We start from the raw sequence: 23277 nt of genomic DNA, 5'->3' as shown, positions 1-23277 counted from the left end.
CTTCAGCCCCGTTCGTTGTAGCGGATGTGCTGGACACCACTGGCGACGGCGAAGACCGTGCCGTGGTCGGCGGCCCGGACGACTTGCTCCACCGTCCGCGGCCCGGATTCCCCGGTCGGCGGCTCGACCTCCGCGGGCCGTTCGTCCGAGCCGGCTTCCCGGCCGGCACCGCCGTGCGGCCCGACCGGGCTGCCCGGGTACCAGAGCCAGGCCGGTGCGACGTACTCCTTGACCCTGACCTCGGCCGCCGTGAAGGCGCCGGTTTCGAGCCCCTCGTAGCCGTGCCCGACCGTCTCCTCGTAGTAGTGCTGCGACAGGACCACGGCCACCGGGGTGCCGTCCGGACCGGCCACGGCCGCACGCCGCAGCGGGGCCGAGTCCAACAGCCGGGCGAGCGCCTCGAACGGGGAGCCGGAGACGGTGCCGTCCGGATCGAACCGGACCTCCCCCGCGTGCACCGCGGCCCGTACCCGCAGCCGGGCGTCCGGACCGGCCTGCCGGTTGTGCCCGCGGATCCGCGCGCCCAGCTCCGGCAGCAGCGGGACCAGCAGTTCGGCCTTGGGCAGCCCGGCCGGAGCGACCAGCCGGCAGCCGTCGCCGGTGTCCACGTACGAGACGTCCCGCAGGTCCAGTCCCGCGACCTCCAGGGCACCGGACAGCGCGGCCCGCAGCGCACCGCGGATCTCCTGCAGCCGCTGCTGCCCGCGGCCCGCGGAACCCGCGATGTCGCACGCCAGCAGAGCTCGGTATTCGTACCTCGGATTCACGTTCCCTCCGCTTCCCTCCGCGCTCACGACGGGGGCCGGCACCTCGGGGATCGATGTGCCGCCGACGCCGAACTGGCGGCGCCGACAAGATGGTTGACGAGATCGTAGAGGAGGGGTCCTCGGGTAGAACGGCTACTAATACGGCTTGTCCGGCTTCGGCTCGCCCGGCTTCGGCCGGACGAGGAGGAGGAGTGACCGATGGGCGACACACGGGTGCGTGTGGGCAACGCACGGGTACGCGGGGCAGAGGCCTACTGGCCACCGGCCGGGCTGCTCGGCCGGGTCGGCGAGGCCGACCGCCGGGTCCTGCTGGGGCTCGGCCACGGCGTGGTCTACCCGGCCGGCCAGATCACCATCCACGAGGCCGACACCTCGGACTTCGCGCTGCTCCTGATCGGCGGCACGGTGAAGGTCACCGCGCACGCGCAGGACGGCCGGGAGGCCCTGGTGGCGGTGCGGATGGCCGGGGACCTGGTCGGGGAGTTCGCCGGGATCGACGGTCAGCCGCGCAGCGGCACCGTGACCACCTGCGGCCGGGTGCTGGCCCGGTACATCCTGTCCTCCGAACTGCTGGAGTGCACCAAGCAGCACCCCGCCATCGGGCTCGCGCTCAGCGCGAGCGTGGTGGCCAAGCTGCGGACGGCGACCGGCCGGATCGTCGACTTCACCGGCTGCGACGTGCTCGGACGGCTGGCCAGGATCCTGCACCACCTGGCCGTCACCTACGGGCGGCCGGGCCGCAACCAAGCCCAACTCCCGCTGTCGCAACCGGAGATGGCCACCCTGGTCGGCGCGGCGGAGTCGTCGATCCACAAGGCCCTGCGGGCGCTGCGCGAGTCGGGCGCGGTCGTCACGGGCTACCGCAGGATCACGATCCTCGACCTGGACCACCTCGCCCGGATCGCCGTCGCGGCCGAAGCGAACGGGGCCACAGCGAGCGGGGCCACAGCGAGCGGGGCCACAGCGAACGGGGCCGCCGGCGCCGGTTCGCAGGCGATCCCGCCAAACAGCTAAAAGCGCCGGGTTCCCCACGACGGGTCGGCGTCAGCATGACCGAGAGCCGGCAGCCGAACGTTGGAGAGGACCGGGACAGCAGATGCCAGACAACAAGAGTGCTCCGGACGGTTCCGGGGGGATCCGGACGGGCGACGTCTCCGGGACGGTGATCGTCGGCGACCGGAACACCGTGACCAACCTGAGCATCACCGCCACGGACGGTTCGGAGGTCACCGTCCACGCCGGACCACTGCCGAATCCGGTCAAACGCCGGCGGATCTCCCACCTGCCACGGCCCGCCGCCGATCCGCTGATCGGCCGGGAGGGGGCCCTCCGGGCACTGCAATCGGCCGTCGGGACACGCCAGTTGGTGCAGATCTGGGGCCCCACCGGAGTCGGCAAGAGCGCGCTGCTGCGCCACCTCGCCCGCACCCTGCCGGGCGGGGCCGACGGTGCGGCCTACATCGAAGCCGGCGGACGGACGGCCGACGACCTCGCGCAGGCGATCTTCGACATCGGCTTCGAGGCACCGAACTACAAGCCATCGCTGGAGGTGCTGAAGGAGCACCTGAAGACCCTGCGGCTGCGCATCTACCTGGACGACGCGGGGCTGGCCGAGAAGGACCTGCGCCGACTCTTCGACATGGCCGAACAGTCCGTGTTCGTCTTCACCTCGCGCCGCCGGTCGGCGGTCGGCGGCGTGCACGCGATCCCGCTCGACGGACTGACCTCCCAGGCCGGCGTCCACCTGGTGCAGACCGTCCTGGCCCGGCCGCTACGGCCCGAGGAGGCGCAGACCCTGCCGGCCCTGTGCGACGCCCTGCACGGCAATCCGCTCCAGCTGCGGCGCATCGCCCTGTCCGTCGCGACCGGCAAACGCCTACCGGGCATCGGCGACCTCCCCGCACTGCTGCCCGCACTGCTCAACCGGCTCGGGCCGGCCGAGCGCGACCTGCTGCACCTGCTCGGCTCGCTGTCCGGCACCGAGTTGGCCGCCCCACAGCTCAACCTCCTGCTCGGCCGGACGGACGCCGAAACGCTCGCCGAAGGCCTGGTCCGGCACGGCCTGCTGGTCGCCTCCGAAACCGGCTACGGATGTCCGCCGGACGTCGCCGCATGTGTGCTGAAGAGCCGGATGACGGAGTTCCCCGCCGGGCCGCTCTGCCGGGCGCTCACCGCGTGGGTCGAGTCGCGGCAGACCACCCCGGACCAAGTGGCGGCCCACTTCCAGGCCCTGGACGTCGCGGTGCTGCGGGCCGAGCAGAGCGGACAGGCGCGGCTCGGCACGGCATTGGCCCGGGCCGCCTCGCCGAAGCTGGCGCAGTCCCGGCAGTTCGACGCGTGGGGCAGCCTGCTCGCAGCCGGCTGGGCCGCCGCGAAGACCGCGGGCGACAGCGCGGGCGAGGCGTTCTTCCTGCGCGAGGCGCGCGCCCGCCGCAAGGCGATCGGCCGGGCGGCGCAGACGGCGACGCTGGCCCTTGAGGCGGGGGTGCTGTGGCAGGAGCTCACCGCCCTGCACGCGCATTCGGCGGCCCACCAGGCCGCCACGGCGATGGCGACCAGCGCGGCACCGTCCATGGGGATCGCCCCGGTGGCGCCGATGGCGCCGATCACGCCGATCACGCCGGTCGCCCCGATCACGCCGGTCGCGCCGGTCGCGCCGGCACCCACCGTGGTCAACCCGCCGGTGGTCACCCACCCTGTGGTCGGCCCGACGCCCGTCACACACCCCGTCATCAGCCCCACACCCGTACAGCCGGCGCCCACGCCGAACGTGATCGACCTGTCCCAATCGGCTCAACAGCCCTTGGCGCCAACGCACATGACCGGCGCCCACTCCGCCTCGCAGGCCACGCCACCGAAGATCGACCTCTCCGGAGCGCACAGCTCCGCCGCCCATTCGACGCCCGTCTCCCATGCGTCGCATGCCTCCCATGCAACGCACGCCGCCCATTCGACGCACGCCGCGGGCGCCGCCACGACCGGCTCGGGCCACACCGCACTCGCCACCGCCGGCGCCGCGACCGCCAAGGGCAGCACGGCCCTCGTCGTCGCCTGCGTGGTCGGCTTCACCACCGTGCTCGGTGTGGGCACCATGGTCTACGCCGCCAACCAGTCGAACCGGGCTCCGACGGCCCAGGCCACCTACCCGCCGGCCGCGCCCCCGAAGGTCTACACCCCCCTCCCGCCGGCGCCGCCACCGAAGGTCTACACCCCCGCCCCGCCCGTCCACACCCCCGCACCGCCGGCCCCGCCTCCGGTCGTCACGCCGAAGCCCGTCGACCCCGCGTGCGCAACGGTGATGCCGGCCCTGAAGCAGAATTCCCAGCAGCTCAAAGCCGACCAGGCCGTAGTGTCCCGAGTTCTGCAGTCGTACAACAACGCCATGGACGCGTACAACTCACGGCGGACCTCGACGGTTCCCGACGACCGCGCAGTGAAATCCGCCCTCGACGCCGTCATCAAAGACCTTCGCTCCGATGAGTCCACCTTGCGCGGGGCCATCTCGCGCGCACGGGACAGGTCCGTGGCAAACGACCTCACCGCCATGCTGACTGCCGATCAGCAGGAGGAGAGCCAGTACCGCTCGTTCCGCAACCAACCGGCCGGCAACAGGTTCGACACGGCCAACCAGGCCTCGGCGTTCAACTCGGCCCTGCTCGATCTGACATTCCGCTGCTGAACCCGACCACCCACAGAACCGACCGGGAAGGGCCCGACCATGCCTGCAGAACCCACACCGAACGGCATCCACGCCGGAGACGTCTCCGGAACCTTCATCGTGGGCGACAACAACCACGTGACGAACACGACGGACCAGCCCGAACAGCCGCAACCACAACCGCAATCCCCGCCGCGCCAGCAGAACACGGCCGAGGACCGGGCCGCCGTCTTCGCGGTGGAACACGGCACCCTGCACGTCACCTACAACGCCCAGGCCGCGCCCGAACCCGACGCCGAGGCCGAGCGCTGAGCTCCGAACGCCGAGCAACGCCGCGCGCCCCGGCCGAACCATCGACCGGGGCGCGCGAACCGTCCGTCGCTCAACCCCGTTCGGGCAGCAACTCCAGGTCCTGGGCGTTCAGCGTCGCCGTCCTCAGCAATTCCCTGATCAGGTTGACGCTGAGCACCGAGCCGACCGGCTCGCCGACCTCGTCGCGCGTCAGCCCGCGCACGCCCCGCCGGCGCAGCCGCTCGCGCACGTCCTCGACCGTGTTGGCCACCGACTTGTAGGTCCAGGACTTGGTCGCGTAGGGCGAGGCGTTGACCAGCCGGGCGGTGTCCTCCCAGGCCAGCGGGAGCGGGAAGGCGTCCTGGCCCTCCAGGTACCGCCGGGCGAGCGCGGTGAGCACCAGCCGCTCCTGCGGGGAGAGCGCGTAGACCGTCTCGGGAGCCGCGGTCTCGGCGCTGCTCGTGGAGCGGGGGTGCAGGTCATCCCCGTCCACGACGCGGACCTCGACCAGGTGGGAGCGCCGCTTTGACGAGTTGATCACCAGCGGGGTGTACCCGGGCCCGATGATCCGCTTGTGGCCGCTGAGCATCAGCACGCCGTCGGGCAGTTCGATCGGCAGGTTGCCGGTATTGACCAGCCACCAGTCGCCGTCCGCGGCGGCGCGGCTGAAGACTCCGTGCCGACGGCTGACGGTCGGGTCGTCGACGCCGACCGGTACGTGCACGTCCTCGCGGTCGCGCCCGAACAGCAGGGCGTACCGGCGCGGCGGCACGGCGTACCCGCCCTCCGGGCCGATCACGAAGATCGTCCCGGGCGGTGCCGGGGGCACCCGGTCGGAGGGGCTGCCCGGAGGCAGCATCTGGGGTGGGAAGTTTCCGTACGCCATCTCACATACCTCCGGCTCGAATCGCGCCAGCGAGTGTACGAGCGCACCGGGAGGACCACTCCTCCCGCCGACATGTGTGCCCCCTCCTTGCGGAACCGTCAACTCTGTTTGCCCACCCTCCACTTGCTCGGTAACCTGCCCGCCGTGAGCACGATCAGCGGGCGCGATGCTGCGATCGACAGCATGGTCGCCGAACCACTCGGCCCGGGCGATCCGCAGGAGATCGGCAGCTTCAGCGTCATCGGCCTGCTCGGCACCGGCGGCATGGGCGAGGTCTACCTCGGGGTCTCCGACCGGGGCTACGCCGCCGTCAAGCTCGTCCGGCCGCGGCTGGTCCCCAGCGAGCGCTTCGAACGGGAGGTCGGCATCCTCTACCGGGTGCCGTTCGGGGTCGCGCCACGGGTGCTGGCGAGCGACGGCACACCGGAACGCCCGTGGTTCGCCACCGAGTACGTCCCCGGACTCACGGTCGACGAGGCTGTCCGGCTGCACGGGCCGCTGCCCGCCGAGGCGCTGTGGCTGCTGCTGGCCGAGACGGCCGCCCAACTGCGGGCCGTCCACGCCGCCGGCATCGCCCACCGCGACATCAAACCCGCCAACGTCATGCTGGTGCGCGACGGCGTGAAGCTGATCGACTTCGGCATCGCGCGCGCCGCGGACCAGGCGCGGCTCACCAGGAGCGGTGACGGCTACGGGACACAGGGCTTCTCGGCACCCGAACAGCAGGCCGGGGACGACGTGGCGGCACCTGCGGACCTCTACGCGCTCGCGGCGCTCCTGCTCCACGCCGCGTCGGGCCGCACACCCGGTGCCGTCCCCGACCTGGACCGGCTGCGCGCCGTGGACCCCGACCTCGCCGCCGTCCTGGCACCCTGCCTCGCCACCGACCCCGCGGCCCGCCCCACCGCCGACCGGATCGTCCAGGCGACCCACACCCACCGGCCCACCCCTCCCCCGCTCTGGCCGGCCGCGATCCTGGCCCGCATCGACGCCCGACGCGCCTTCGCCGAGACGCCGGTCGGCAAGCTGGGGACCGTCCCACCACCGACCACGAGCACGGACCCGCCCCCCGCACCACCCCGCCGCCCGCGCAAGCGCTCGTTCCTCATCCCGATCGCCGCGGTGATCGCCCTCGGCGCGGCCGCCGTCTTCACCCTCAGCCCCTCCACCTCCCCGCAGCACCCCACCAGCCCACCGGTCACCGGCCAAGCCCTGGCCGGAGCGACACCCGCCCCCTCCACCAGCCCCAGCACCTCCCCCTCCCCCTCACCCACCGCCGACGCCCCACCCCCGCCGTCACCCACCCCGGCCGACACCGCGCGCACCCCCTCCCCGACCCCGAGCCCGCGCCCCTCGACCGCCACCACCACCCACCCCGCCACCCAGCCCCCGGCCGCCCCGCCCGACACCACCCCCACCGCGGCCGCCCCCACCCTCACCTCCACCTCGATCACCGGCATCAACGGCAGCGACGACCCCGCCCAGGTCAAGGGCTCCGAGGCGGACACCAGTTGGCTGGGCAACGACGCCGCCTGCTCCGCCTGGCTCGACGACAACGGCTCCGGCTCCCTCGCAGGCGTCCTCAACACCTCCCTGAACCAGAGCTGCGTCGCCGAACTCTCCCGCAGCGACGGCTTCACCTACACCTTCCGCGCCTCCTGGGGCGCCACGAAGACGAGCCCCCTCCCCGCCACCGGCTACACGGTGTGGATCTGCGTCCGGAACGCCAACAACCCCTCCGCCGAACAATGCTCCCCCCGCTTCACCATGACCGGCACCACCCCAACCCGCCACTGACCCACCCCACACCCACCCAGCACAAGGCCCTCGACCCCCTGGACCGGCTGCTCAAGCAACACCACCGATGTCAGCCCGAGATGCCAAAAGGCCCGCAGCATGATCGCTGCGGGCCTTCTGTGCTGGTGGGCGCGGACGGTTTCGAACCGCCGACATCTGCTTTGCAAGTTTTCCCCGGTAAGCCTCTGACCTGCAAGAACGTCGACCATTCGGCCGCTGACCTGCGAAAATCACCGTTCTTTGTACAGACCCGGTCTACGGGAAGCCGCCGTAGTCGTTCGACAGATGACTCAAAGCCGGACCCGCCAAACGGGCTACGCGCCCGCAGGTGCCGCGTCGCGCCGACCGTGGTGAACCCGAGAGGGTGCGGCCCCGACGGAATGCGTCCGGCGATCAAAGATCCTGTGCGAATCATGATGCGCCGTGTCAAATCGAGAGGACGCCCCGGAAGGCACTAGCAGAGCGCACCCACGGGCAGGCTGGGGCACATACAGTTCGTCGCAGGCAGTGCAGGCAGCATCCTGCAGCGCCTGCACTCATGGATGAAAATTAGGGAAGAAGTGCGGGAATATCCAAATCGACTGACGGGTGCACCCTGCGGCATAAATGGTGACCCAGCGGTTTTCTTTAGAACTCACAGGGTCGCGCTCGTCCGTTATGCCGCAACCCTGACAGGCGACTGGCACAAGGCAGAGGACCTGGCCCAAGAGGCGTTCGCCAGAATTTTTGACAGATGGGAGGCAGTGGATCACTCCAGGCCACTGTACGCTTATGTGCGAAAGATCCTCCTGCGAGAATTCCTGGCATCAACGAGAAACGAATCTGCACATCGGGAAAGTCTGATGCCGGAGATTCCGGACCGCGCCACGGCGGAGCATGGACCGATGCTCGACGACCGCACCCTGAACGCTGTAGTTGAACTGGGTGGACGGCAGCGCCAGGTCCTTTATCTCAGATACGTCGAGAACATGCCGACACGTGAAGTGGCCGAGCTCCTGGGAATATCCCCGGGAACTGTCACAAGCCTGGCCAGTCGGGCGACTCGCCGCATACGTGAGAAACTTCTGCACGTCGAGCCGGCGTGATACATCCGCTCGCGCCCCGGGTCCCGTGGGACCGCAGCGGTAGGGGAGCCGCGCTGGCGAGCGGGCAGCGCGCCCGCTCGCCAGCAGTTCAGCTACTTGTGGACCATCTTGCAGGCCCCGTCCCACCGCTTGCCATTCTTGTAGGCAGTCACGCAGTACTTCCCGGGCTTGACGTTCGCCATCGGAGACCAGCTGACCGTCACGCCGCTCCAGCCCATCGTCGGTCCGCGGAGAACCACGCCGTCGGGGCCGTTGACCTCCATGTAGCCCTCGTCCTCGGCGTGCCACGGACCGATCTCCATCGCCGTGCCCGTGATGCCCTTAACGAAAAGGCCGGACCCGTTGATCTGGATGCACACACGGTTCTTGAGGCCCGAGCACCCATGGGCACTGAAAGGCTCGACGGCAGAATCGCCCGGCGCCGGGGCGGTCGCGCCCGACGACGGAGCGGCAAAGGCAGTCGAGGGGGTCAGCAAAGCGACCGCAGCTGCGGCAACCACACCTACTGAGCGTATGGCATTTCGAACGGACAAAAGAATCACTCCATCGCAGATCGTACGAAGGGCACCCGAGCATCTTCCGGGCCCATCTATATACAGGGAAAACAAGACGTCCTCGCTGCTCGAGGATGTTGTGATCTAAAACACGTTGACCGGAGTCATTCGTCGTTGCCGGCCAGCAACGGCAGGGGTCAGCGACCGGCTCCTCGTGGCGGAGGCGGCTGGGCTCCGGGGTAATCCGGAGCACGCTTGGCGTGCACCGCCTCACCCGGCCGCGCACACACCGACCTCGAGCTCCGGCACATTGACGTTGTGATGAGAATTAGAGAAGGGCATTGGGCTCTCAGGCGGATATGCGAATAGGAACTTCCTTCGGCATCCGCGCGGCAGCAGCGGTCGTACGGCAAGCACATCGCGCCCTCACACGCCCGCTGCTCCTCGCGGCGCTTCACCAGCAGCTCGCGTTCGCCGCGGCTGTCGGCATCGCGGTCGCGACCCTCTCAGGCGCGGTAGCCACGTGGTCCGTCGCGCGCAGCGAGATCCTCGCTCAGGCGGACCGCGACCTCGCCCGGTCGTGGGAACTCGCCGAACAGGAACTGCCGGACCGCTCCCATGCCGTCGCCGCCTGGTGCCATCCCGCCCCCAGCCGGGCTCTACAGCTCAAAGACGCTTTTCTCACGGTGGTGTTCGAGGATGGGACATCCTGTCCACACGGCCATCCGAAGTCAGTGCAGGCGACGGCGGGAGAGAGCCTGTTCGCCACCGCCGGGAAGACGGGCTCACAGGCATCTGGGCACTACAGAAACGGCAGGACGCTCGACGGAGAGCCCATCCGGATCCTCACCATCGGGTACGGGCCCACCATCGTCGACGGGCACCACCTCCGGACGGCCGTGCTGCTCGCGAAGCCCTCGAAACCAACGGATCACGCCATTGCCCACATTGCTGTGATGACCGGCACGGCAGCGACCGCCATCATCGCGGTCTGCGCCGCCGTCGCACCTCGAACCGTGAGACGGCGTCTGGCCAACCTCCGACAGCTCGCCCGCAACGCCGAGCTCATCGCCCTCACAAAAGAGCCCGGCCGGACCGTCCCGACCGCTGGAGGACCCGAACTCGCCCGCCTCGCGACCGCCTTCAACACGATGAGCGCCGCCCTCGATTCCTCCCACGATCAGCAGGCGCAGCTCATCGCGAATGCAGGGCACGAGCTGCGCACACCCCTGACCACCCTGCGTACCAACATCGGTCTGCTCATCCGCAGCCACGAAACCGGGCGGGAACTCCCCTTCGACACCAGGGCGAAGCTCCTGAACGATCTGCGAACCCAAACGGCTGAACTGTCCGCACTCGTCGACGACCTGCTCCTGCTCTCCAGCCCCTCCTGGCCGACCCCGAACCGCAGCGTGATCGCCCTGCACGAGGTGGTGGCCCGCTCGATCGACCGGACGCGATCTCGCGGCGAGGGCGTGACGATCAACGCGCACCTCACCACCTGGTACGTCCAAGGTGATGAGCGGAGCGTGGAGCGAGCCGTCACCCACCTCCTCGACAACGCCGTGAAGTTCAGCCCGGCGGCTGCCACTGTCAATGTCGCCCTCGAAGCGGGCGCTCTGACGGTGACCGACAGCGGACCCGGCATAGCCGCGACGGATCTTCCGCATGTCTTCGCCCGGTTCTGGCGTTCACCAGCAGCTCGTCAGATGCCGGGCGCCGGGCTGGGGCTGCCCGTGGCGGCCCGCGTCTTCCAGGACGCGGGCGGCGAGATCTCCCTGTCCTGCGGCGACCGGTCACCAGATGGACAACCCAGTGGCACTCGCGTCGAGGTCCGGCTCCCCGGCTCTTGCGAGCCTCTGCTGTAACCTCGGCGGACGCGGGGGCATCGGCAACGACGGCCACATCAGCGCCCACGGCACCATCACCGTGACCGGCGGCAACGGCGGCAAAGGCGGCGACGCCAGCGGATACAGCGACGGCGGCCACGGCGGCGACGGCGACAACGACCGCATCATCGGCAGCGGCACCGGCAGCACCGTCCGGGCGGTCGGCGGCGACGGCGGCGACGGGCAGTCCACCGGCGAGGGCGGCAACGGCGGACACGGCAACAACGGCCGCATCACCATCGACAGGGGCGTCGCCGGCACCGAGGCCGTCCGGGCCCTCGGCGGGAACGGCGGCACCGGCGGACGGAGCAGCAACACCTACGGCGGTGGCGGCGGCGAGGGCGGCGACGGCAACAACCGCAAGATCGACATCCACACCGCCGGCACCGCCTACGTGCGCGGTGGCAACGGCGGCGACGGACACCCCGGCGGTGCGGGCGGGAAGGGCAACGACGACACCGTCGCCACCGTGCCCGCCGGCAACTACCAATCCCCCAGCGGGACCGACGGCCGCTCCTACTGATCCCGAGCCCGACGCCGGGCTCCCCGCGAACCCTGCCGCCCCGGGCCGCCGCCCCCGCCCACGGCCGATCCACAGGCGGCAGGGCCGCGATCGCCTCCGGCTCCCGTCGGCGCGGGGCGGACCCGTTCGTCGAACCGTGCGAAGCGCTCCTGCGCGCGGACAGGCGCCTCCTGCGCGCCGTCGCCGAACGCATCCGCTGGCGCCAAGCCCTGGACGAAGCCCTGGCCCGCGCCGAAGGACCCGGCTTCCCGACAACCGCCGTCACTCCCGAAAGGAAGGCAGCATGACGACCCTGGACCCGCTCCTGACCACCACCCAGGCTGCCGAACTCCTCGGGACCACCGAGCGGTTACCCCACCGGCTGATCGCCGAGCGCCGCATCACCTTCGTGAAAGTCGGACGCCACGTCCGCATCCCCGCCTCGGCCCTCGCCGAGTTCATCGCCGCTCGAACCGTCCAGCCGGTCACCGTCCGGCGCACACAGCTCAGGAGGGCCGCCTGATGGCGAACACCAAGGGAAACCGCCGACGCTTCGGCTCCGCCCGCCAACTGCCCTCCGGCCGCTGGCAGATCCGCTACCCGGACCCAGTCACCGGGCTGACGCGTAAGGGTGAGGAGACCTACCCGACCAAGACCGATGCCGAGGTCGCGCTCACGCTGATCGAGGCGGACATCAAGCGCGACAAGTGGGCCGACCCGGATGCCGGAAAGGTCAAGCTGTCCGACTTCGCCCTCGCCCGGCTGCGGGACCGCAAGTTGGAGGAGAGCACTCGCGAGCGGTACGCCATCACGCTCCGCCAGTACATCCAGCCCGGGTTGGGCCACCGGACGATCTCCAAAATCACCCCGGCACGGGTCCGCACCTGGCGATCGAACCTCCTCGACGGCGGGGCCGGCGAGCCTTCCGTCGTCAAGGCGTACCAACTCCTGCGGGCCATCATGAACACGGCTGTGGACGACGAGCTGATCCAGCGCAACCCGTGCCGGATCAAGGGTGCCGACACCTACGACGTGCCGGAGCGGCCCGTGCTCACAGTCACCGAGGTGTTCGCCGTCGCCGACGCGATCGGTCCGCGTTGGCGGGCCCTGGTCCTGCTGACCGCATTCACCACCCTGCGGTTCGGCGAGCTGGCCGCGCTCCGCCGGCGGGACGTCGACCTGACGAACCGGCTCGTCCGAGTGCAGCGCAACCAGGCGGAACTCAACAGTGGGCGCCTCTACGACAAGGCCCCGAAGAGCCGTGCGGGCTTCCGTCCTGTCGCCTTCCCCGCCGAGATCGTGGGCGACCTGGAACACCATCTCGACCAGTACGCCGGCCCCGACCCGGAGGGGCACCTGTTCATCGGCCCCCGCGGCGGCAAGCTCCGCCGGAGCAACTTCCGCGACGACTGGATCAAGGCCCGTACCGCCGCCGGGGTGAGCGAGGACGCCCACTTCCACGACCTCCGCCACACCGGGAACACCCTCGCACCGCAGAACGGGGCGAGCACCCGGGAACTCATGACCAGGATGGGCCACAGCAGCACCCGGGCCGCGCTGATCTACCAGCACATGACCAGCAACCGGGACCGGGCCATCGCCGATCGGATGGGGGCCGCGGTCAGGGAAGCGCTCGGCCGGCCGGGGGCTTCTGGCACGGGGGTGGCACGGGAGGAGTAGGACCGCAGAAACGATCAAGGGCCAGTTCGGGAGGATTCTGCCTCCGAACTGGCCCTTCGTGTGGGTGGGCGCGGACGGTTTCGAACCGCCGACATCTGCTTTGTAAGTTTTCCCCGGCAAGCCTCTGACCTGCAAGAACGTCGACCATTCGGCCGCTGACCTGCGAAAATGTCCCTCTGGGGCTCTCGCGATCTCTCCGCATTTCTCGGCCTCATGTGTGCCGATTCCGTGCTGCGAGGTGGTCCGCCTGCCTTCTGGCGGTCGTCGGCTGCCTCGCTGCTCAGCCCCTCGGCGGCCCCACAAGTATCGCAGGCCCACTGGGCCGTCGCAGGCACCGAACAGGGCTGGACACCGCCGCAGGCCTGCGGGTGGCAGCGCCCCTCACCCACCCTGGCTATCACGGAACGTAGCCAAGGAGCTGACCGTGTACATCGGCATCAACACCCCTCAGCGGTTCGACGAACTGCTCTCGGACTCGACCGTTCCTGTCGCTCACCGCGCGTTGTGGGTACTAGGGAGCGGAGTGCTTCCCTCGCGCACGGTTCGTTCCGGATAGCTGCGAATCGCCTCCGGAACTCGCGGACGAGACCGAGGAGCAGACGCTCGACGTTGACAGCGATGGCGTGAGTCCACCGACCAGTGGGCAAGCCGCCGGGAACCCCGGGGCTTTCGATCCACCAGCTCGGGCCCGTGAATTCACTACCTTCCGCGCTGTTCCCTGTTTCGTTGATCTATTCACAGGGGTGCGGCGCTTCCGTTGGGAGCGGCGCCGCACGCCTGTGATGTCTATTCGTCGTCCTCGTCGTCCTCGGACTCGGCAGTCCACCACAGGTCGACCCGATAGGTTTCCAGGGCCTCATGATGGGCTGCGAAGACGGCCTCCGAGTTGAGCTGTCCCTCCGGCGTGGCCAGTTGGGCGCGCAGGCTGCTCTGCTGGCCCTCTGCGGCCTGGCGACCCTTCCAGGAGACGCGCCCTTCGTAGACTCCGGGGCGCGGCATCTGGAAGTCGCCGGCGATCTCGGGTGAGAACGCGCGGATGACTACGTATCCGGTGGGCGTTTCGAGTTCCACCTCGCGTTCACCGTCGGCTTCCCAGGCGCTGTCGGCCGGCACCGGGCCGTCCCACACGCGAAAGAGAATCTCGGCGGGGGCGATGCCCTGAAGACTGTGGATGTAGATCTGGGTGCCTGTCCCGGCGACCACATCTCGTCGGCTCCTGCCGAGGGCTTCGTTGCTCGGGATGGTGGCGTCGGCGTCGTGCACCATGATCTTGCCGTTGTCGGGACGAGCTTCGGTGCGGAACTCGAAGAGGACGGTCACCGCTTTCTCCTTGCTGATCCGACCCGCGTCGGGTTACGGGATGATCTCTGTGCGGCCGTCCGCCACCAAGGCGGTGGCGGACGGCGCCGAGCGGGACGAGGAAACACAGATCGGCAGCGGTACATCCGATCTCGGTACGCGACCCGTGGCACGCCCCTTGCGGTCCAGACCCGAAGCGGTGCGGGTGCCAAGCCGGCCCCTCAGCCCAGCGTTTGAGCGACGGCAGGACAGCACCGTTCCGAGAGGATACTGAGCGGGGGCGCACGACTGGAGCCCCGGGGCGGGTCAGCCGACGTGGACGACGGTCGTCCGACCGAGTTCCAGGCCGTACGAGCGGTGGGGACGGCGGGGCCTGTGCGCGAAGGCCCGGCGCTGATTCAGGCCGCCGTACCCCGAGGGCAGAGCTGGTCGTGTTCCAGGATTGCCACCAGGGCGGCCTCCAGACGCGACCGTACCCCGAGCTTCTCGAAGAGGTTCGAGACGTGCTTCTTGACGGTACGTTCGGTAATCCCCAGGCGCACGGCGATGGAGAGGTTCCCCAGCCCCGTAGCCAGCAGCAGGAGGACGGTGGCCTCCCGCTCCGTGAGGGCGGACAGGTCACGCGGGAGCGACAGGGCCGTAAACGTGGCCGGGTTGCACGGGCAGACGGCGGGAACAGGCGGCCCGGGTCGGCTCATCGGTGCGGTATTCCGTTCATCGAGGACACGCGTCCGAGCCCTGGCGAACCGAGGAGAGGGGACGTTGTGCGGGAAAGACGGGCGAGTGCGGCCACCGCACCGCCTCTCGCGCCCGGCGGTCGTGCTGCGCTCACTCATCGTAGGCGGCCGGAAGGCGCCGGACCCGGATCCGGGCGGCTGGACCCGCCCCGCCGGTCGGCCAGTGTTCTCCGGCCGGGTGGCGGGCCTCGCGGGTGCGCCCGCGCAACGCCTGCGGGCCGACGTTCAGTGCCGACGCTCGGGCAGTGCGACGTGGACGCGGTAGCCGCCATCGGGGGTGGGGCCACTGGTCAGGGTGCCGCCGAGGTTCTCGGCCCGCTCCCGCACGGCGGACTAGACCGGCAGGCCGTAGTGGACGACGGCGAGCGAACCGATGACCGCGGCCGCGACAAGGCAGCTGATCCCGCCTGGGCCGGGACTGCGTCGTGACCGCGCGCACAAGAGCAGTCCCGTGACCGTCAGGACGAGCCCGACCCCGAGGCACGGCCAGCCGATACCGTTGCGGACACTCTCGGAGCCGAACTTGAACAGGGGGAACGTCACCGCGAGCAGGACCATGGGAACCGCGAAGAACTTGTCGACCACGGTTGAACCCGACCGCTGCGGTCCTCGCTGCACTTCTCGGTCTGCCACTCTCTCCACCTTCTCCGTTCCTGTCCTGAATCCGTCACGGAGTGCCTGCCTCCCCCCAGGCAGGAGCCGGGGGAGGCAGGCACCGGCCGCCGCCTACGGAACCATCTTGATCAGCTCTTCGAGGACCCAGGTCTGGGTGCTGCTGCTCAGGGCCCACCAGGCGGCCCGGACGGCCCAGTTCTGGTTCTTCATCCAGTTGTCGAAGGCGCCCTTGCCCTCCTTCGCCTTGGAGATCGCGCCCTTGAAGAGCCCGGGCGACTTCTTGAGCAGGCCGATGAGCTTCTTGCCCGCGTCGCCCTTGGCGCTGAACCCGGAGACACCCGACGCGGCGGCGTTCTCCTGCTGGGCGTCCCGCACGATCTCCTCGGAGAGGAGCCGGATCTCGGCGAGTTCGGCAGCGCTGAGCTCAACGGCCGCGCCGTCGGCCACGGAGACGGCGGCCGGCACCGGGGCGCCGGAACGGGGCTGGGCTGCCGTGGCGAGCGGTGCGGCCGCCGTCAGCGCAGCGGTGGCGACGACGGTGGCAGCGGCCATCCGCAGATGAGTACGCACGGTTCCTGATTCCTTCCATCACATGCCGGGAGAGCAGGCGGATTCTCCGGTACATCCGGTCCTGTCCTTGCTCCCTGAGGGTGTGTCCGGCAGTGGGCAGAAGTCTCGCCAGTTCGTGAGCGGACGGAAAGTGGACTTCAGGGCCGGTGCACGACGGTCCACCGGTGATTCTCAGGCAGATCACTCTGCGAGACAGGAGAAGGTAGACGAGCCCACGAGTTACCTCTCCAGTTGCAGGACGCCGCCACGGGCCTGTGCCTGATGGGCGACGTCGGCGGCAACGCGTTCACCGTCCCGTGCCGTGGCGCCGGAACGTGGGAGTCCACCCTCGTCCCATGACCGGGCCCTCGCGCGCGGTCGGGTGGTGCGGCCCGGAGCCGGCTCCGCACCACAGGGCGCCGATTCAGCGGTGGAAGACCCGGAGTTCGCGAACGCTGTCATTGAAGCCCGCACCCAGATCGGGGGGCGGGAGGCCCGTGGTCCTCTCCAGGCCGAGGTTCGACCACAGTTGGACGGCGCTGCAGTTGTTGCAGCCGATCAGCGAGGTGACGCTCAGTTCAACCTTGGGGAAGTTGCCAAGGTGGTAGCCCGTCTCGTCGCAGCCTCCTGCGGCACCGTAGAAGGAGTAATCGATGCCACCTCGGCTGGCGCGCCGCCGAGGTAGTGGCCCAGCGTGGTGGCGGCGAACAGGCCACCGGGACGCAGGGCGCGGGCGGCGGCCGGCAGCAGGCAAGGGTCGGTGAAGTCAACGGCCCCGAATACCGAGTAGACGACGTCGTACCCACCCGGGCAACCGTCCAAGTACTCCTACTGATCCCGAGCCCGACGCCGGGCTCCGCACGCACCCTGCTGCCCGGGCCGCCGACCCCACCGCCCACGGCCGATTCACTGGCAGCAGGGCCACAATCGCCTCCGGCTCCGCTCACCGCGCCTTGTGGATGCTGCTCGCGGAGGTCGAGTTCAACCTCGCGGACTTCCTTTCCCTCGACATCCGAGACGCGACCGACGCCACACTGTCCGCCGCTGGCGCTTCGAAGACCAGGCTGACGGAGATGCCTATCCCGGAAAGTGCCTCGCCCCTTCTCCGGGAGGCCATCGGCGGCCGCGTGGAGGGCGCCATCTTCACCGAAGGCGGGAAGGCTACGTCCCGAGAGGCGGCGGTCCGGGCAGCACAGCAGTTCGCCGGGTGCTCGATCCACGCCTTCCGAAACTCCGGAGGCGCATGGCGGTCAAATCCTGCTGGCTGACCATCCACGCCGGCCACCACCTCCATCCTTATCCTGGGGCTGGCCTGCCCAGGACAGCATCGAACGCAACTTCACCGATGCGCTATGCACTGCACAGGTCACCAGCCAGCACAAGCCCGGAGCATGATGCAGATCACAAGTGCACGGGCAAGATTCCTTGCCTCTCAACCGTCCTCCCGCGCCCAGAAGGTGAACCCTTACGAAGGAGACTCGATGACCACCGCTCCCGACCGCCCACGCCGGACCAACGCCCCCGACAAGCACTGGGTCTTGACCATCCACCTGTCGGATGATGAGAGAGAGGAGGTCATCCGCATGAAGCAACGCAATGGCTCCACGAAGGAGCTGCGCTTCCACACCGCTGATTTGAAGCAGGCAGTGGACGCCGCTCGCCCCGAGATCCCCGGATACGAAGTCAACCGGGTCCGGGCAGCTCTCGCAGCCCGCAAAGCTGTGGTCGCGCTCGATGGCGCCGATCATTAATGCCTGGGGCTACTCGGCCAGCGCATCCTGGGCTGCAACCGCAGTCCCCGGTGGACCGAGGCACTCTCCACTGCGCTGCTCGGCGACTGGACCGTCCCGCTGCACGATGACGCCGACTCGGGCTCATTCGCGATCAGACGACTCCGGAGAGAGGTTCGGACCATCCACCGACAGTTGGTGCCGTTGTGGGAGCGGCGGACGTACGGCAACAAGCGGGTCGCGCTGCTGGAGACCCCGGTCTACGACGGCGCGTCCCTGCGCGAACTGCTGCCCGACCGACACCTGCCGGGTGACCCGCTGTTCGACATGGTTCCCCATGACCCCCGTCTGGTCGCCCTCCTGGGCCAGCTCGCCCCAGCCGACTTGTCCGTCGTCCTCGCGTTCGGGCACCCCGGAGTGGTGACCTGGGCCGACGCCGCGCAGCTTGCCGGCAGCACCCAGCCGGACAAGGACGGCGAGACGGTCCGGCGCAGGATCCGCCGCACCGTCGCTGAGCTCGGGCGCCGCGAACAACAGCGCGCTGACGGCTCGGCCGCCCTCTGGTGCCCTGGCGGTGCCCAGTGCTGAAGGATTCCTGCTGTCCGCCGTCGCCGAGTGCGCTGGTACCCTCGTCGCCACTCGGCTTATCGCGTTCGGCGCCTGGACGTTCAACAAGATCGAGGAAAGGCGGAACGCAGCCTGTGGGCACCTGGGAGAGCCATCGGGGAGGTCAGATGATCGTCCGCCGGTCGCCCGGCTGGGACTGGTAGAAGGCCATTCGGTGGAGAGCATGGACGGGGATCAGCGAGGCTAGGAAGTTCATGTACTCCTCTCGACTGTCCAGGAGCGTAGGCCGATAGAGGCCGAGCGCAATCTCTTCGCCGTCGGTGACGTCATGCATGGCACCGTTGACGATCCGGTGCCCCCAGCTCACCCACATCGGGTGGGTCATCATCCGCTGGGAGTTGGCGTACGACATGCCGAGGTCGTGCCATCCCTTGAACGTGTCATCGGTCAGGGTGCCGGCATGTCGCATGAGGGCGATCTGCGCCGAGGCTCGGGCGGCTACTTGAAGGCGTCGGCTTGACGGGACCGCACGGCACGCCCGAACAAGCTGGTCAGCGGGTGCTGTCCGAACCAGCTCGCACTGCTGCCTGTATGGCGGGATGGCCAGCACTTGATTACGAATCAGATCTCGCACTTGCTCGATCTGGTCGGGGAACAGCTGTGTGACGGAGATGCCGTGGGGCATACCGGTCCCACGCACCTTCAGGACCTCCAAGAGGTCGTTGACAACAGCTTCGACGTCACCGGGGTCAACTTCCTCGTCGCTGTCCCGGTGACCGAGTGCAAATAGCTCGGCAAACCGGGGGGAGTCACCACCAAGCCGGTCTGCCACGCCAAGGCGCGCCCTCGACGCCTCGGCCGGCGAGGCCGCCGTGACGTCCATCCCTCGGCGTCGGCGAGCGGCCGTCAGGTGCTCGACCACGGCTTCACGTAGGAGGCCGATATCGGGGTCGGTCTGGCTGGCAATGAGGGAGATCGGCTTGTGGTCGAGCGCTCCGGGCCGTGCGTAGTCGGCTAGCAGCTGGGCGCGCTCGACAATCTCGTCGGTGAGCACCGACCTGCTTCCACCGCCGCCCGCGTACGAGCGGGGAAACCGCGGCAGGTAACCATACTGCTGCCACCGTTCGATCTGAGTCTGGGTCGCCCCGGTCCTCTGCATCAGCTCGCGCATCGCCGGGCTCGTGGTCCTCGCCATGCCACCCAGCCTAGAACCTCGCAAGGTGCGGAGATGGGCTCGCCTGCGCCCTCGCTGGTCATATGGCGCTGTGCCGATCGGCACCACCAAGGTGCCGTGTTCCGGCGACAATTAGGAGGATTCGTGGTTATCCAGATCGCGCCGCTGGCCGCCCTGATCATCGGCGTGGGCCTCTGCGTAGGCGTCCTGGTCTTCAAGGCCACCGGTCGGTCCGCCGGGCGCGCCGGCCAGGGCGACCTCGTCGCTTCGATCACCTGCGGCGCGGCGGTCGCGGCCGTGCTCGCCGTACTGCTCGTCCCCGGCTTCGGTCAGAGCCCGGCCGTCCCCTCGACGCCGCCGGGCGTGTCCACCCGGTAGGCGCGGGGCAAGCTCGGCACGAAAGCGGCGTGGCCAGGGCCACCTCACCAGGGGAGCGTTCGGTTCAGCGCAAGCGGGGGCCTTGCTGGCCCTGGCGGACCTGCTGCGGCTGTTGCTGGACTATCGGCTGCTGTGCGGCGGGGGACTGGGCCGGGGCCACATTCTGGCGCCGGTCGGCAGGTTCGACGCGGCGGTTCGGCGCGGGCCGGGCGGTCCGTGCGGAGGGCTGTCCGCTGCGCTGCTGGAGCTGGTCGCGGTGGGCTTGGCGCTCGGCCTGGCGGCCAGCCCGGCGGCGCTCGGCGAGGGTCGGTTGGCGGCGCGCCTCGGCCTCCTGCTGCTCGGGCCGGGTGGCCTCGGCCGTGAGCTGGCGGCGTTCGGCGAGGACCGTGCTCACCTGGTCGGCGACGTTCTGCTGAGCAAGGGCGGCGTCATCCAGGCCCGGGCGGCCAGCGAGCCAGGCGGCGCCGGTCCGGGCGGTTCTCCGCGGTGCGGTCGGCGAGCACCGAGAGCCGGTTGGCGATCAGGGCGGCGCTGTCGGTGAGGTACTCGTGGTGGACGGGGTTGGCCGTGGTGGAGCGCGGCACTGGGCTGATCCAGGCCGGGAGGTCGGCGCGGCCGGAGGCGGCGCGGGTGTGGGCGAGGGCCTGCTGCTGGGCGTGCTGGAGCAGTTCGGGCAGCGCGGTGCGGCCGGTCACCTCGGAGAGGGCGGTCTCCGGGGTGGTGCCGGTGTTCTCGATGGCCTTGAGGGTCCAGGCGAGGGTGCGCCACAGCTCCGCTTCGGCGCGGTCGCCCTGCTGGTCGGCGGGCGCGGGGGCCTGCGCGGCAAGGGAGCGGCCGATGCGCCAGGCCAGGACCTGGCTGAGGCTGTCGGCGCCGGTGAGCGGGCAGCTCTCGGCGACCTCGCGCAGCATGGTGGCGGGTTCGTGGCCGGCGGTCTCGGCGCGACGCAGGGCGGCGGTGAGGGCGGGCCAGGTGTTCTCGCCCAGGGCGCGGGTGGCGTGCTCGTTTCCGAGGACGGTGGCGGCGAGGGCCTGGTGGCGGAGGGCTTCGGGGGCCTGCTGGTGGTGCTCGGGGATGCCGTCTGCGGCCAGGGTGGTGCGGGTGGCGCGGGTCAGGGCGGTGACCGGGTCGGTCGTGCTGGTGGTGTGGGTGGCGGTGGTGGTGAGCAGGGTGGTGGTGTCGCGGCCGGTGCGTTCGGCGGCGGCGAGGGCTCCGGCGAGGTGGGGCCACTGCGGGTGGGTGGTGACCTTGTCGGTGGCGGTGTTGAGCGCGGTTGCGGCGGTGGTGGCGTAGCGGTTGAGGGTGTCGGTGGAGACGTGCGGGTGCGTGTCGGCGGCCTGGGCGGCGGCGGGTGCGATGCGCAGGGCGGCCGGTTCGGTGGTCGCGGCCTCGGGGTCGAAGCGGTGGGCGGGCAGGCCGGTGTGCGCCGCCAGCAGGGCGGCGTAGCGGGTGGTGTCGGCGGGGGTGGGGGTGTTGAGGTGGGCGGGGGCGGGGCGGTCTTCGGTGATGGTGTTCAGGCGCCAGGCGAGGGCCTGGGCCGGGGAGTCGGCGGGGTTGAGGTCGCCGCGCCAGGTGGCGGCGGCGAGCAGTCGCTCGGGCTGCCAGCCGGCGGCTTCGGCGGTGCGCAGGGCGCGGGTGACGGCGGTCATCGCGTCGTCGGTGGTGATCTGTTCGGCGAGGGCGGGGCCGAGGAGTCGGTGGATGAGCTGGTGGTAGTGGGGGGTGGTCAGGGTCTCGACGGCGTGCTGGTGGCGGGGCGCGAGCGTGGCCAGGGAGACGGCGTCCTCCTGGGCGCCTCGGATGGTCTCGGTGGCGGAGAGCTGGGCGCCCTCGCGGTTCAGGACGCGCTCCAGGACTTCGCGGGCGGCGAAGGCTTCGGGGTCGTTCTTGGGCTGGTCGAGCTGCTCGTCGGTGTCGAAGGGGAGGAGTTCGTGGGTGGCTGTGTAGAGGGTGGTGGTGTGGCGGGCGCGGGTGAGCTGGACGTACAGCTCCTCGCGGGTGGTGTCGTCGGTGACCAGGGGGTGGGCGGTGTCGACGGTGCCGCCCTGGGAGCGGGTGATGGTGGAGGCGTAGAGGAGCTGGACGTTGGCGGCGACGTACTCGGCGGGCAAGGTGAGGCGTCCGCGGTGCTCCATGTGGCGGACCTTGAGGGAGCCGTCCTCGTGGCGTTTGAGGATCTCCCAGGCGTCGCCGTTCTTGAGGAATCGCCGGCGTGACCGGCGGGCGACTTCTCGACCTTGCCCGCACCGCCCCTCGCTCCCACGCCGAGGCCGCCGCAGAACACATCCGAGCCGCCCTGAGCGTACGAGGGAACGAGGCCGGCCGGTCCCACGCACTCGACCGGATCGGGCTCGCTGAAACCTGCTTCCTCATGGGGGACATGTGGGGAGCCAGCCAAGAGACACACCACGCCGTGGCAGCCGCCATGCTCACCACGTCGGATCGAGTCCGAACTCAGCTCGGCAACCTCTACCAGTACACCGTCGGCCACTCCACGAACCCGGCCGTCCGGGAGGCCCGCGATAGCATCCGCAAGCTACTGGCGAACTGACCGAAGGGGAACGCGGCATGACCGTCATCGCGGTGACCGGACACATGGACCTCACCGAACAGAGCGTCGTACTGGTCCGCGAGGCACTGAAAACCCTTCTCGCCGACCACACCCAAGACGGGCTCACCGGTGTCTCCTGCATCGCCAAGGGAGCCGATGCGATCTTCGCCGATGTCGTGCTCTCACTCGGCGGCCGACTGGTCGTGGTCGTGCCGTCCGCCGACTACCGGCAGACCAAGGTAAAGCCCGGCTACGCAACCGAGTTCGACCGCCTCCACGGCGCCGCCCACGAAGTCGTGGTCATGCCGCACGCCCAGGCCAATCGCGAGGCGTACGAGGCCGCCAACAAAGAGCTGTTGCGCCGCGCAGACCACCTGTTCGCAGTCTGGGACGGCCAACCTGGCAACGGACGCGGAGGCACCGCCGACACCGTGGCCAGTGCACGGGCGATCGGTCTGCCCGTAACGATCGTCTGGCCGGACGGCGCGACCCGCCAGAACCAATAGCTGGACGGTGGTGGGCCCCCCCCCCACCGAACCCCCCGGGGGGGGGGGGGGGCCCCCCCCCCCACACCCCCCCCCGCGGCCCCCCCCCCCGCCCGCCCCCCCCCCCCCCCCCCCGCCGGGCC

24 protein-coding genes are annotated in these 23277 nt (G+C 70.1%); 14 read left to right on the top strand and 10 right to left on the bottom strand.

What is annotated here, in order from left to right:
• Positions 1-2: 2 nt before the first annotated feature.
• Entirely contained in the window at positions 3-767 is a 765-nt protein-coding gene (locus ACIP4P_RS13475) for a hypothetical protein (protein ID WP_400917503.1), read from the bottom strand.
• Between the two features lie 198 nt (positions 768-965).
• Here ACIP4P_RS13475 and ACIP4P_RS13470 point away from each other — a divergent pair, with 198 nt between their 5' ends.
• The 3 genes from ACIP4P_RS13470 (at position 966) to ACIP4P_RS13460 (ending at position 4737) form a co-directional block, all read left to right on the top strand.
• Complete coding sequence (locus ACIP4P_RS13470; RefSeq protein WP_400917501.1) at positions 966-1781, top strand: Crp/Fnr family transcriptional regulator; 816 nt, start codon at positions 966-968, stop codon at positions 1779-1781.
• An 82-nt stretch (positions 1782-1863) separates the two neighbouring features.
• On the top strand, positions 1864-4446 hold the full coding sequence (locus ACIP4P_RS13465; RefSeq protein WP_400917499.1) for a hypothetical protein: 2583 nt from the start codon (positions 1864-1866) through the stop codon (positions 4444-4446).
• Between the two features lie 39 nt (positions 4447-4485).
• Entirely contained in the window at positions 4486-4737 is a 252-nt protein-coding gene (locus ACIP4P_RS13460) for a hypothetical protein (protein WP_400917497.1), read from the top strand.
• A gap of 70 nt (positions 4738-4807) precedes the next feature.
• Here the strand turns inward: ACIP4P_RS13460 and ACIP4P_RS13455 are convergent, their stop codons facing one another.
• Positions 4808-5602 carry an FHA domain-containing protein gene (locus ACIP4P_RS13455; protein ID WP_400917495.1) on the bottom strand — a complete coding sequence of 265 codons (795 nt, stop codon included), beginning with the start codon at positions 5600-5602 and terminating at the stop codon, positions 4808-4810.
• Between the two features lie 144 nt (positions 5603-5746).
• Here ACIP4P_RS13455 and ACIP4P_RS13450 point away from each other — a divergent pair, with 144 nt between their 5' ends.
• Positions 5747-7399 carry a serine/threonine-protein kinase gene (locus ACIP4P_RS13450; RefSeq protein ID WP_400917493.1) on the top strand — a complete coding sequence of 551 codons (1653 nt, stop codon included), beginning with the start codon at positions 5747-5749 and terminating at the stop codon, positions 7397-7399.
• Positions 7400-7941: 542 nt separating this feature from the next.
• Positions 7942-8484, top strand: coding sequence for an RNA polymerase sigma factor (locus tag ACIP4P_RS13445; protein WP_400917491.1), 543 nt, complete (start codon positions 7942-7944; stop codon positions 8482-8484).
• Between the two features lie 92 nt (positions 8485-8576).
• Here ACIP4P_RS13445 and ACIP4P_RS13440 read toward each other — a convergent pair whose 3' ends face one another.
• Positions 8577-8984, bottom strand: a complete 408-nt coding sequence (locus ACIP4P_RS13440; protein WP_400917489.1) for a hypothetical protein — start codon at positions 8982-8984, stop codon at positions 8577-8579.
• Positions 8985-9319: 335 nt separating this feature from the next.
• Here ACIP4P_RS13440 and ACIP4P_RS13435 point away from each other — a divergent pair, with 335 nt between their 5' ends.
• The 4 genes from ACIP4P_RS13435 (at position 9320) to ACIP4P_RS13420 (ending at position 13049) form a co-directional block, all read left to right on the top strand.
• The gene (locus tag ACIP4P_RS13435; protein ID WP_400917488.1) at positions 9320-10846 is read left to right on the top strand and encodes an ATP-binding protein; all 1527 of its coding nucleotides are present in this window, start codon (positions 9320-9322) and stop codon (positions 10844-10846) included.
• Entirely contained in the window at positions 10794-11390 is a 597-nt protein-coding gene (locus tag ACIP4P_RS13430; protein ID WP_400917486.1) for a hypothetical protein, read from the top strand. The genes ACIP4P_RS13435 and ACIP4P_RS13430 overlap by 53 nt, the downstream gene beginning before the upstream one ends.
• Before the next feature lie 283 nt (positions 11391-11673).
• Positions 11674-11892, top strand: coding sequence for an excisionase family DNA-binding protein (locus ACIP4P_RS13425; RefSeq protein ID WP_400917484.1), 219 nt, complete (start codon positions 11674-11676; stop codon positions 11890-11892).
• Complete coding sequence (locus ACIP4P_RS13420) at positions 11892-13049, top strand: tyrosine-type recombinase/integrase (protein WP_400917482.1); 1158 nt, start codon at positions 11892-11894, stop codon at positions 13047-13049. The genes ACIP4P_RS13425 and ACIP4P_RS13420 overlap by 1 nt, the downstream gene beginning before the upstream one ends.
• A gap of 786 nt (positions 13050-13835) precedes the next feature.
• On the opposite strand, the gene ACIP4P_RS13415 is transcribed toward ACIP4P_RS13420, so the two are convergent.
• The 4 genes from ACIP4P_RS13415 to ACIP4P_RS13400 form a co-directional block, all read right to left on the bottom strand.
• On the bottom strand, positions 13836-14369 hold the full coding sequence (locus tag ACIP4P_RS13415) for a hypothetical protein (RefSeq protein ID WP_400917480.1): 534 nt from the start codon (positions 14367-14369) through the stop codon (positions 13836-13838).
• Positions 14370-14746: 377 nt separating this feature from the next.
• Positions 14747-15046, bottom strand: a complete 300-nt coding sequence (locus ACIP4P_RS13410; RefSeq protein WP_400917478.1) for a helix-turn-helix transcriptional regulator — start codon at positions 15044-15046, stop codon at positions 14747-14749.
• A gap of 372 nt (positions 15047-15418) precedes the next feature.
• Entirely contained in the window at positions 15419-15670 is a 252-nt protein-coding gene (locus tag ACIP4P_RS13405; protein WP_400917477.1) for a hypothetical protein, read from the bottom strand.
• A 141-nt stretch (positions 15671-15811) separates the two neighbouring features.
• The gene (locus ACIP4P_RS13400; protein WP_400917475.1) at positions 15812-16270 is read right to left on the bottom strand and encodes a hypothetical protein; all 459 of its coding nucleotides are present in this window, start codon (positions 16268-16270) and stop codon (positions 15812-15814) included.
• A 938-nt stretch (positions 16271-17208) separates the two neighbouring features.
• Between ACIP4P_RS13400 and ACIP4P_RS13395 the strand changes: the two genes are divergently transcribed.
• From ACIP4P_RS13395 to ACIP4P_RS13385, 3 genes are all read left to right on the top strand, one after another.
• Positions 17209-17517, top strand: a complete 309-nt coding sequence (locus ACIP4P_RS13395; protein WP_400917473.1) for a hypothetical protein — start codon at positions 17209-17211, stop codon at positions 17515-17517.
• A gap of 213 nt (positions 17518-17730) precedes the next feature.
• Positions 17731-18000 carry a hypothetical protein gene (locus tag ACIP4P_RS13390; RefSeq protein ID WP_400917471.1) on the top strand — a complete coding sequence of 90 codons (270 nt, stop codon included), beginning with the start codon at positions 17731-17733 and terminating at the stop codon, positions 17998-18000.
• Positions 18001-18174: 174 nt separating this feature from the next.
• Positions 18175-18567 carry a hypothetical protein gene (locus ACIP4P_RS13385; protein ID WP_400917470.1) on the top strand — a complete coding sequence of 131 codons (393 nt, stop codon included), beginning with the start codon at positions 18175-18177 and terminating at the stop codon, positions 18565-18567.
• Positions 18568-18709: 142 nt separating this feature from the next.
• Here the strand turns inward: ACIP4P_RS13385 and ACIP4P_RS13380 are convergent, their stop codons facing one another.
• On the bottom strand, positions 18710-19741 hold the full coding sequence (locus tag ACIP4P_RS13380) for a hypothetical protein (RefSeq protein ID WP_400917468.1): 1032 nt from the start codon (positions 19739-19741) through the stop codon (positions 18710-18712).
• A gap of 123 nt (positions 19742-19864) precedes the next feature.
• Between ACIP4P_RS13380 and ACIP4P_RS13375 the strand changes: the two genes are divergently transcribed.
• Positions 19865-20098 carry a hypothetical protein gene (locus tag ACIP4P_RS13375; RefSeq protein WP_400917466.1) on the top strand — a complete coding sequence of 78 codons (234 nt, stop codon included), beginning with the start codon at positions 19865-19867 and terminating at the stop codon, positions 20096-20098.
• A gap of 64 nt (positions 20099-20162) precedes the next feature.
• Here the strand turns inward: ACIP4P_RS13375 and ACIP4P_RS13370 are convergent, their stop codons facing one another.
• Positions 20163-20492 (bottom strand): hypothetical protein, encoded by a 330-nt coding sequence (locus tag ACIP4P_RS13370; RefSeq protein ID WP_400917464.1) that lies wholly within the window; start codon positions 20490-20492, stop codon positions 20163-20165.
• 34 nt (positions 20493-20526) lie between these two features.
• On the bottom strand, positions 20527-22233 hold the full coding sequence (locus ACIP4P_RS13365; protein WP_400917462.1) for a hypothetical protein: 1707 nt from the start codon (positions 22231-22233) through the stop codon (positions 20527-20529).
• 433 nt (positions 22234-22666) lie between these two features.
• On the opposite strand from ACIP4P_RS13365, the gene ACIP4P_RS13360 reads away from it, so the two are divergent.
• Positions 22667-23155, top strand: a complete 489-nt coding sequence (locus ACIP4P_RS13360; RefSeq protein WP_400917460.1) for a hypothetical protein — start codon at positions 22667-22669, stop codon at positions 23153-23155.
• Positions 23156-23277: the final 122 nt, after the last annotated feature.

This window comes from Kitasatospora sp. NPDC089509, assembly GCF_044749365.1.
Taxonomy (GTDB): Bacteria; Actinomycetota; Actinomycetes; order Streptomycetales; family Streptomycetaceae; genus Kitasatospora.
Note: the sequence above shows the minus strand (reverse complement) of the source record. Positions and strands in the feature narration are given on the sequence as shown.

What these genes read in the sequence shown, in the direction of transcription:
- ACIP4P_RS13470 (WP_400917501.1), top strand. Translation starts at nt 966, where the DNA reads ATGGGCGACACACGGGTGCGTGTGGGCAACGCACGGGTACGCGGGGCA.
- ACIP4P_RS13465 (WP_400917499.1), top strand. Translation starts at nt 1,864, where the DNA reads ATGCCAGACAACAAGAGTGCTCCGGACGGTTCCGGGGGGATCCGGACG.
- ACIP4P_RS13460 (WP_400917497.1), top strand. Translation starts at nt 4,486, where the DNA reads ATGCCTGCAGAACCCACACCGAACGGCATCCACGCCGGAGACGTCTCC.
- ACIP4P_RS13455 (WP_400917495.1), bottom strand. Translation starts at nt 5,602, where the DNA reads ATGGCGTACGGAAACTTCCCACCCCAGATGCTGCCTCCGGGCAGCCCC.
- ACIP4P_RS13445 (WP_400917491.1), top strand. Translation starts at nt 7,942, where the DNA reads ATGAAAATTAGGGAAGAAGTGCGGGAATATCCAAATCGACTGACGGGT.
- ACIP4P_RS13425 (WP_400917484.1), top strand. Translation starts at nt 11,674, where the DNA reads ATGACGACCCTGGACCCGCTCCTGACCACCACCCAGGCTGCCGAACTC.
- ACIP4P_RS13420 (WP_400917482.1), top strand. Translation starts at nt 11,892, where the DNA reads ATGGCGAACACCAAGGGAAACCGCCGACGCTTCGGCTCCGCCCGCCAA.
- ACIP4P_RS13410 (WP_400917478.1), bottom strand. Translation starts at nt 15,046, where the DNA reads ATGAGCCGACCCGGGCCGCCTGTTCCCGCCGTCTGCCCGTGCAACCCG.
- ACIP4P_RS13395 (WP_400917473.1), top strand. Translation starts at nt 17,209, where the DNA reads ATGCTGCTCGCGGAGGTCGAGTTCAACCTCGCGGACTTCCTTTCCCTC.
- ACIP4P_RS13390 (WP_400917471.1), top strand. Translation starts at nt 17,731, where the DNA reads ATGACCACCGCTCCCGACCGCCCACGCCGGACCAACGCCCCCGACAAG.
- ACIP4P_RS13380 (WP_400917468.1), bottom strand. Translation starts at nt 19,741, where the DNA reads ATGGCGAGGACCACGAGCCCGGCGATGCGCGAGCTGATGCAGAGGACC.
- ACIP4P_RS13365 (WP_400917462.1), bottom strand. Translation starts at nt 22,233, where the DNA reads ATGGAGCACCGCGGACGCCTCACCTTGCCCGCCGAGTACGTCGCCGCC.
- ACIP4P_RS13360 (WP_400917460.1), top strand. Translation starts at nt 22,667, where the DNA reads ATGACCGTCATCGCGGTGACCGGACACATGGACCTCACCGAACAGAGC.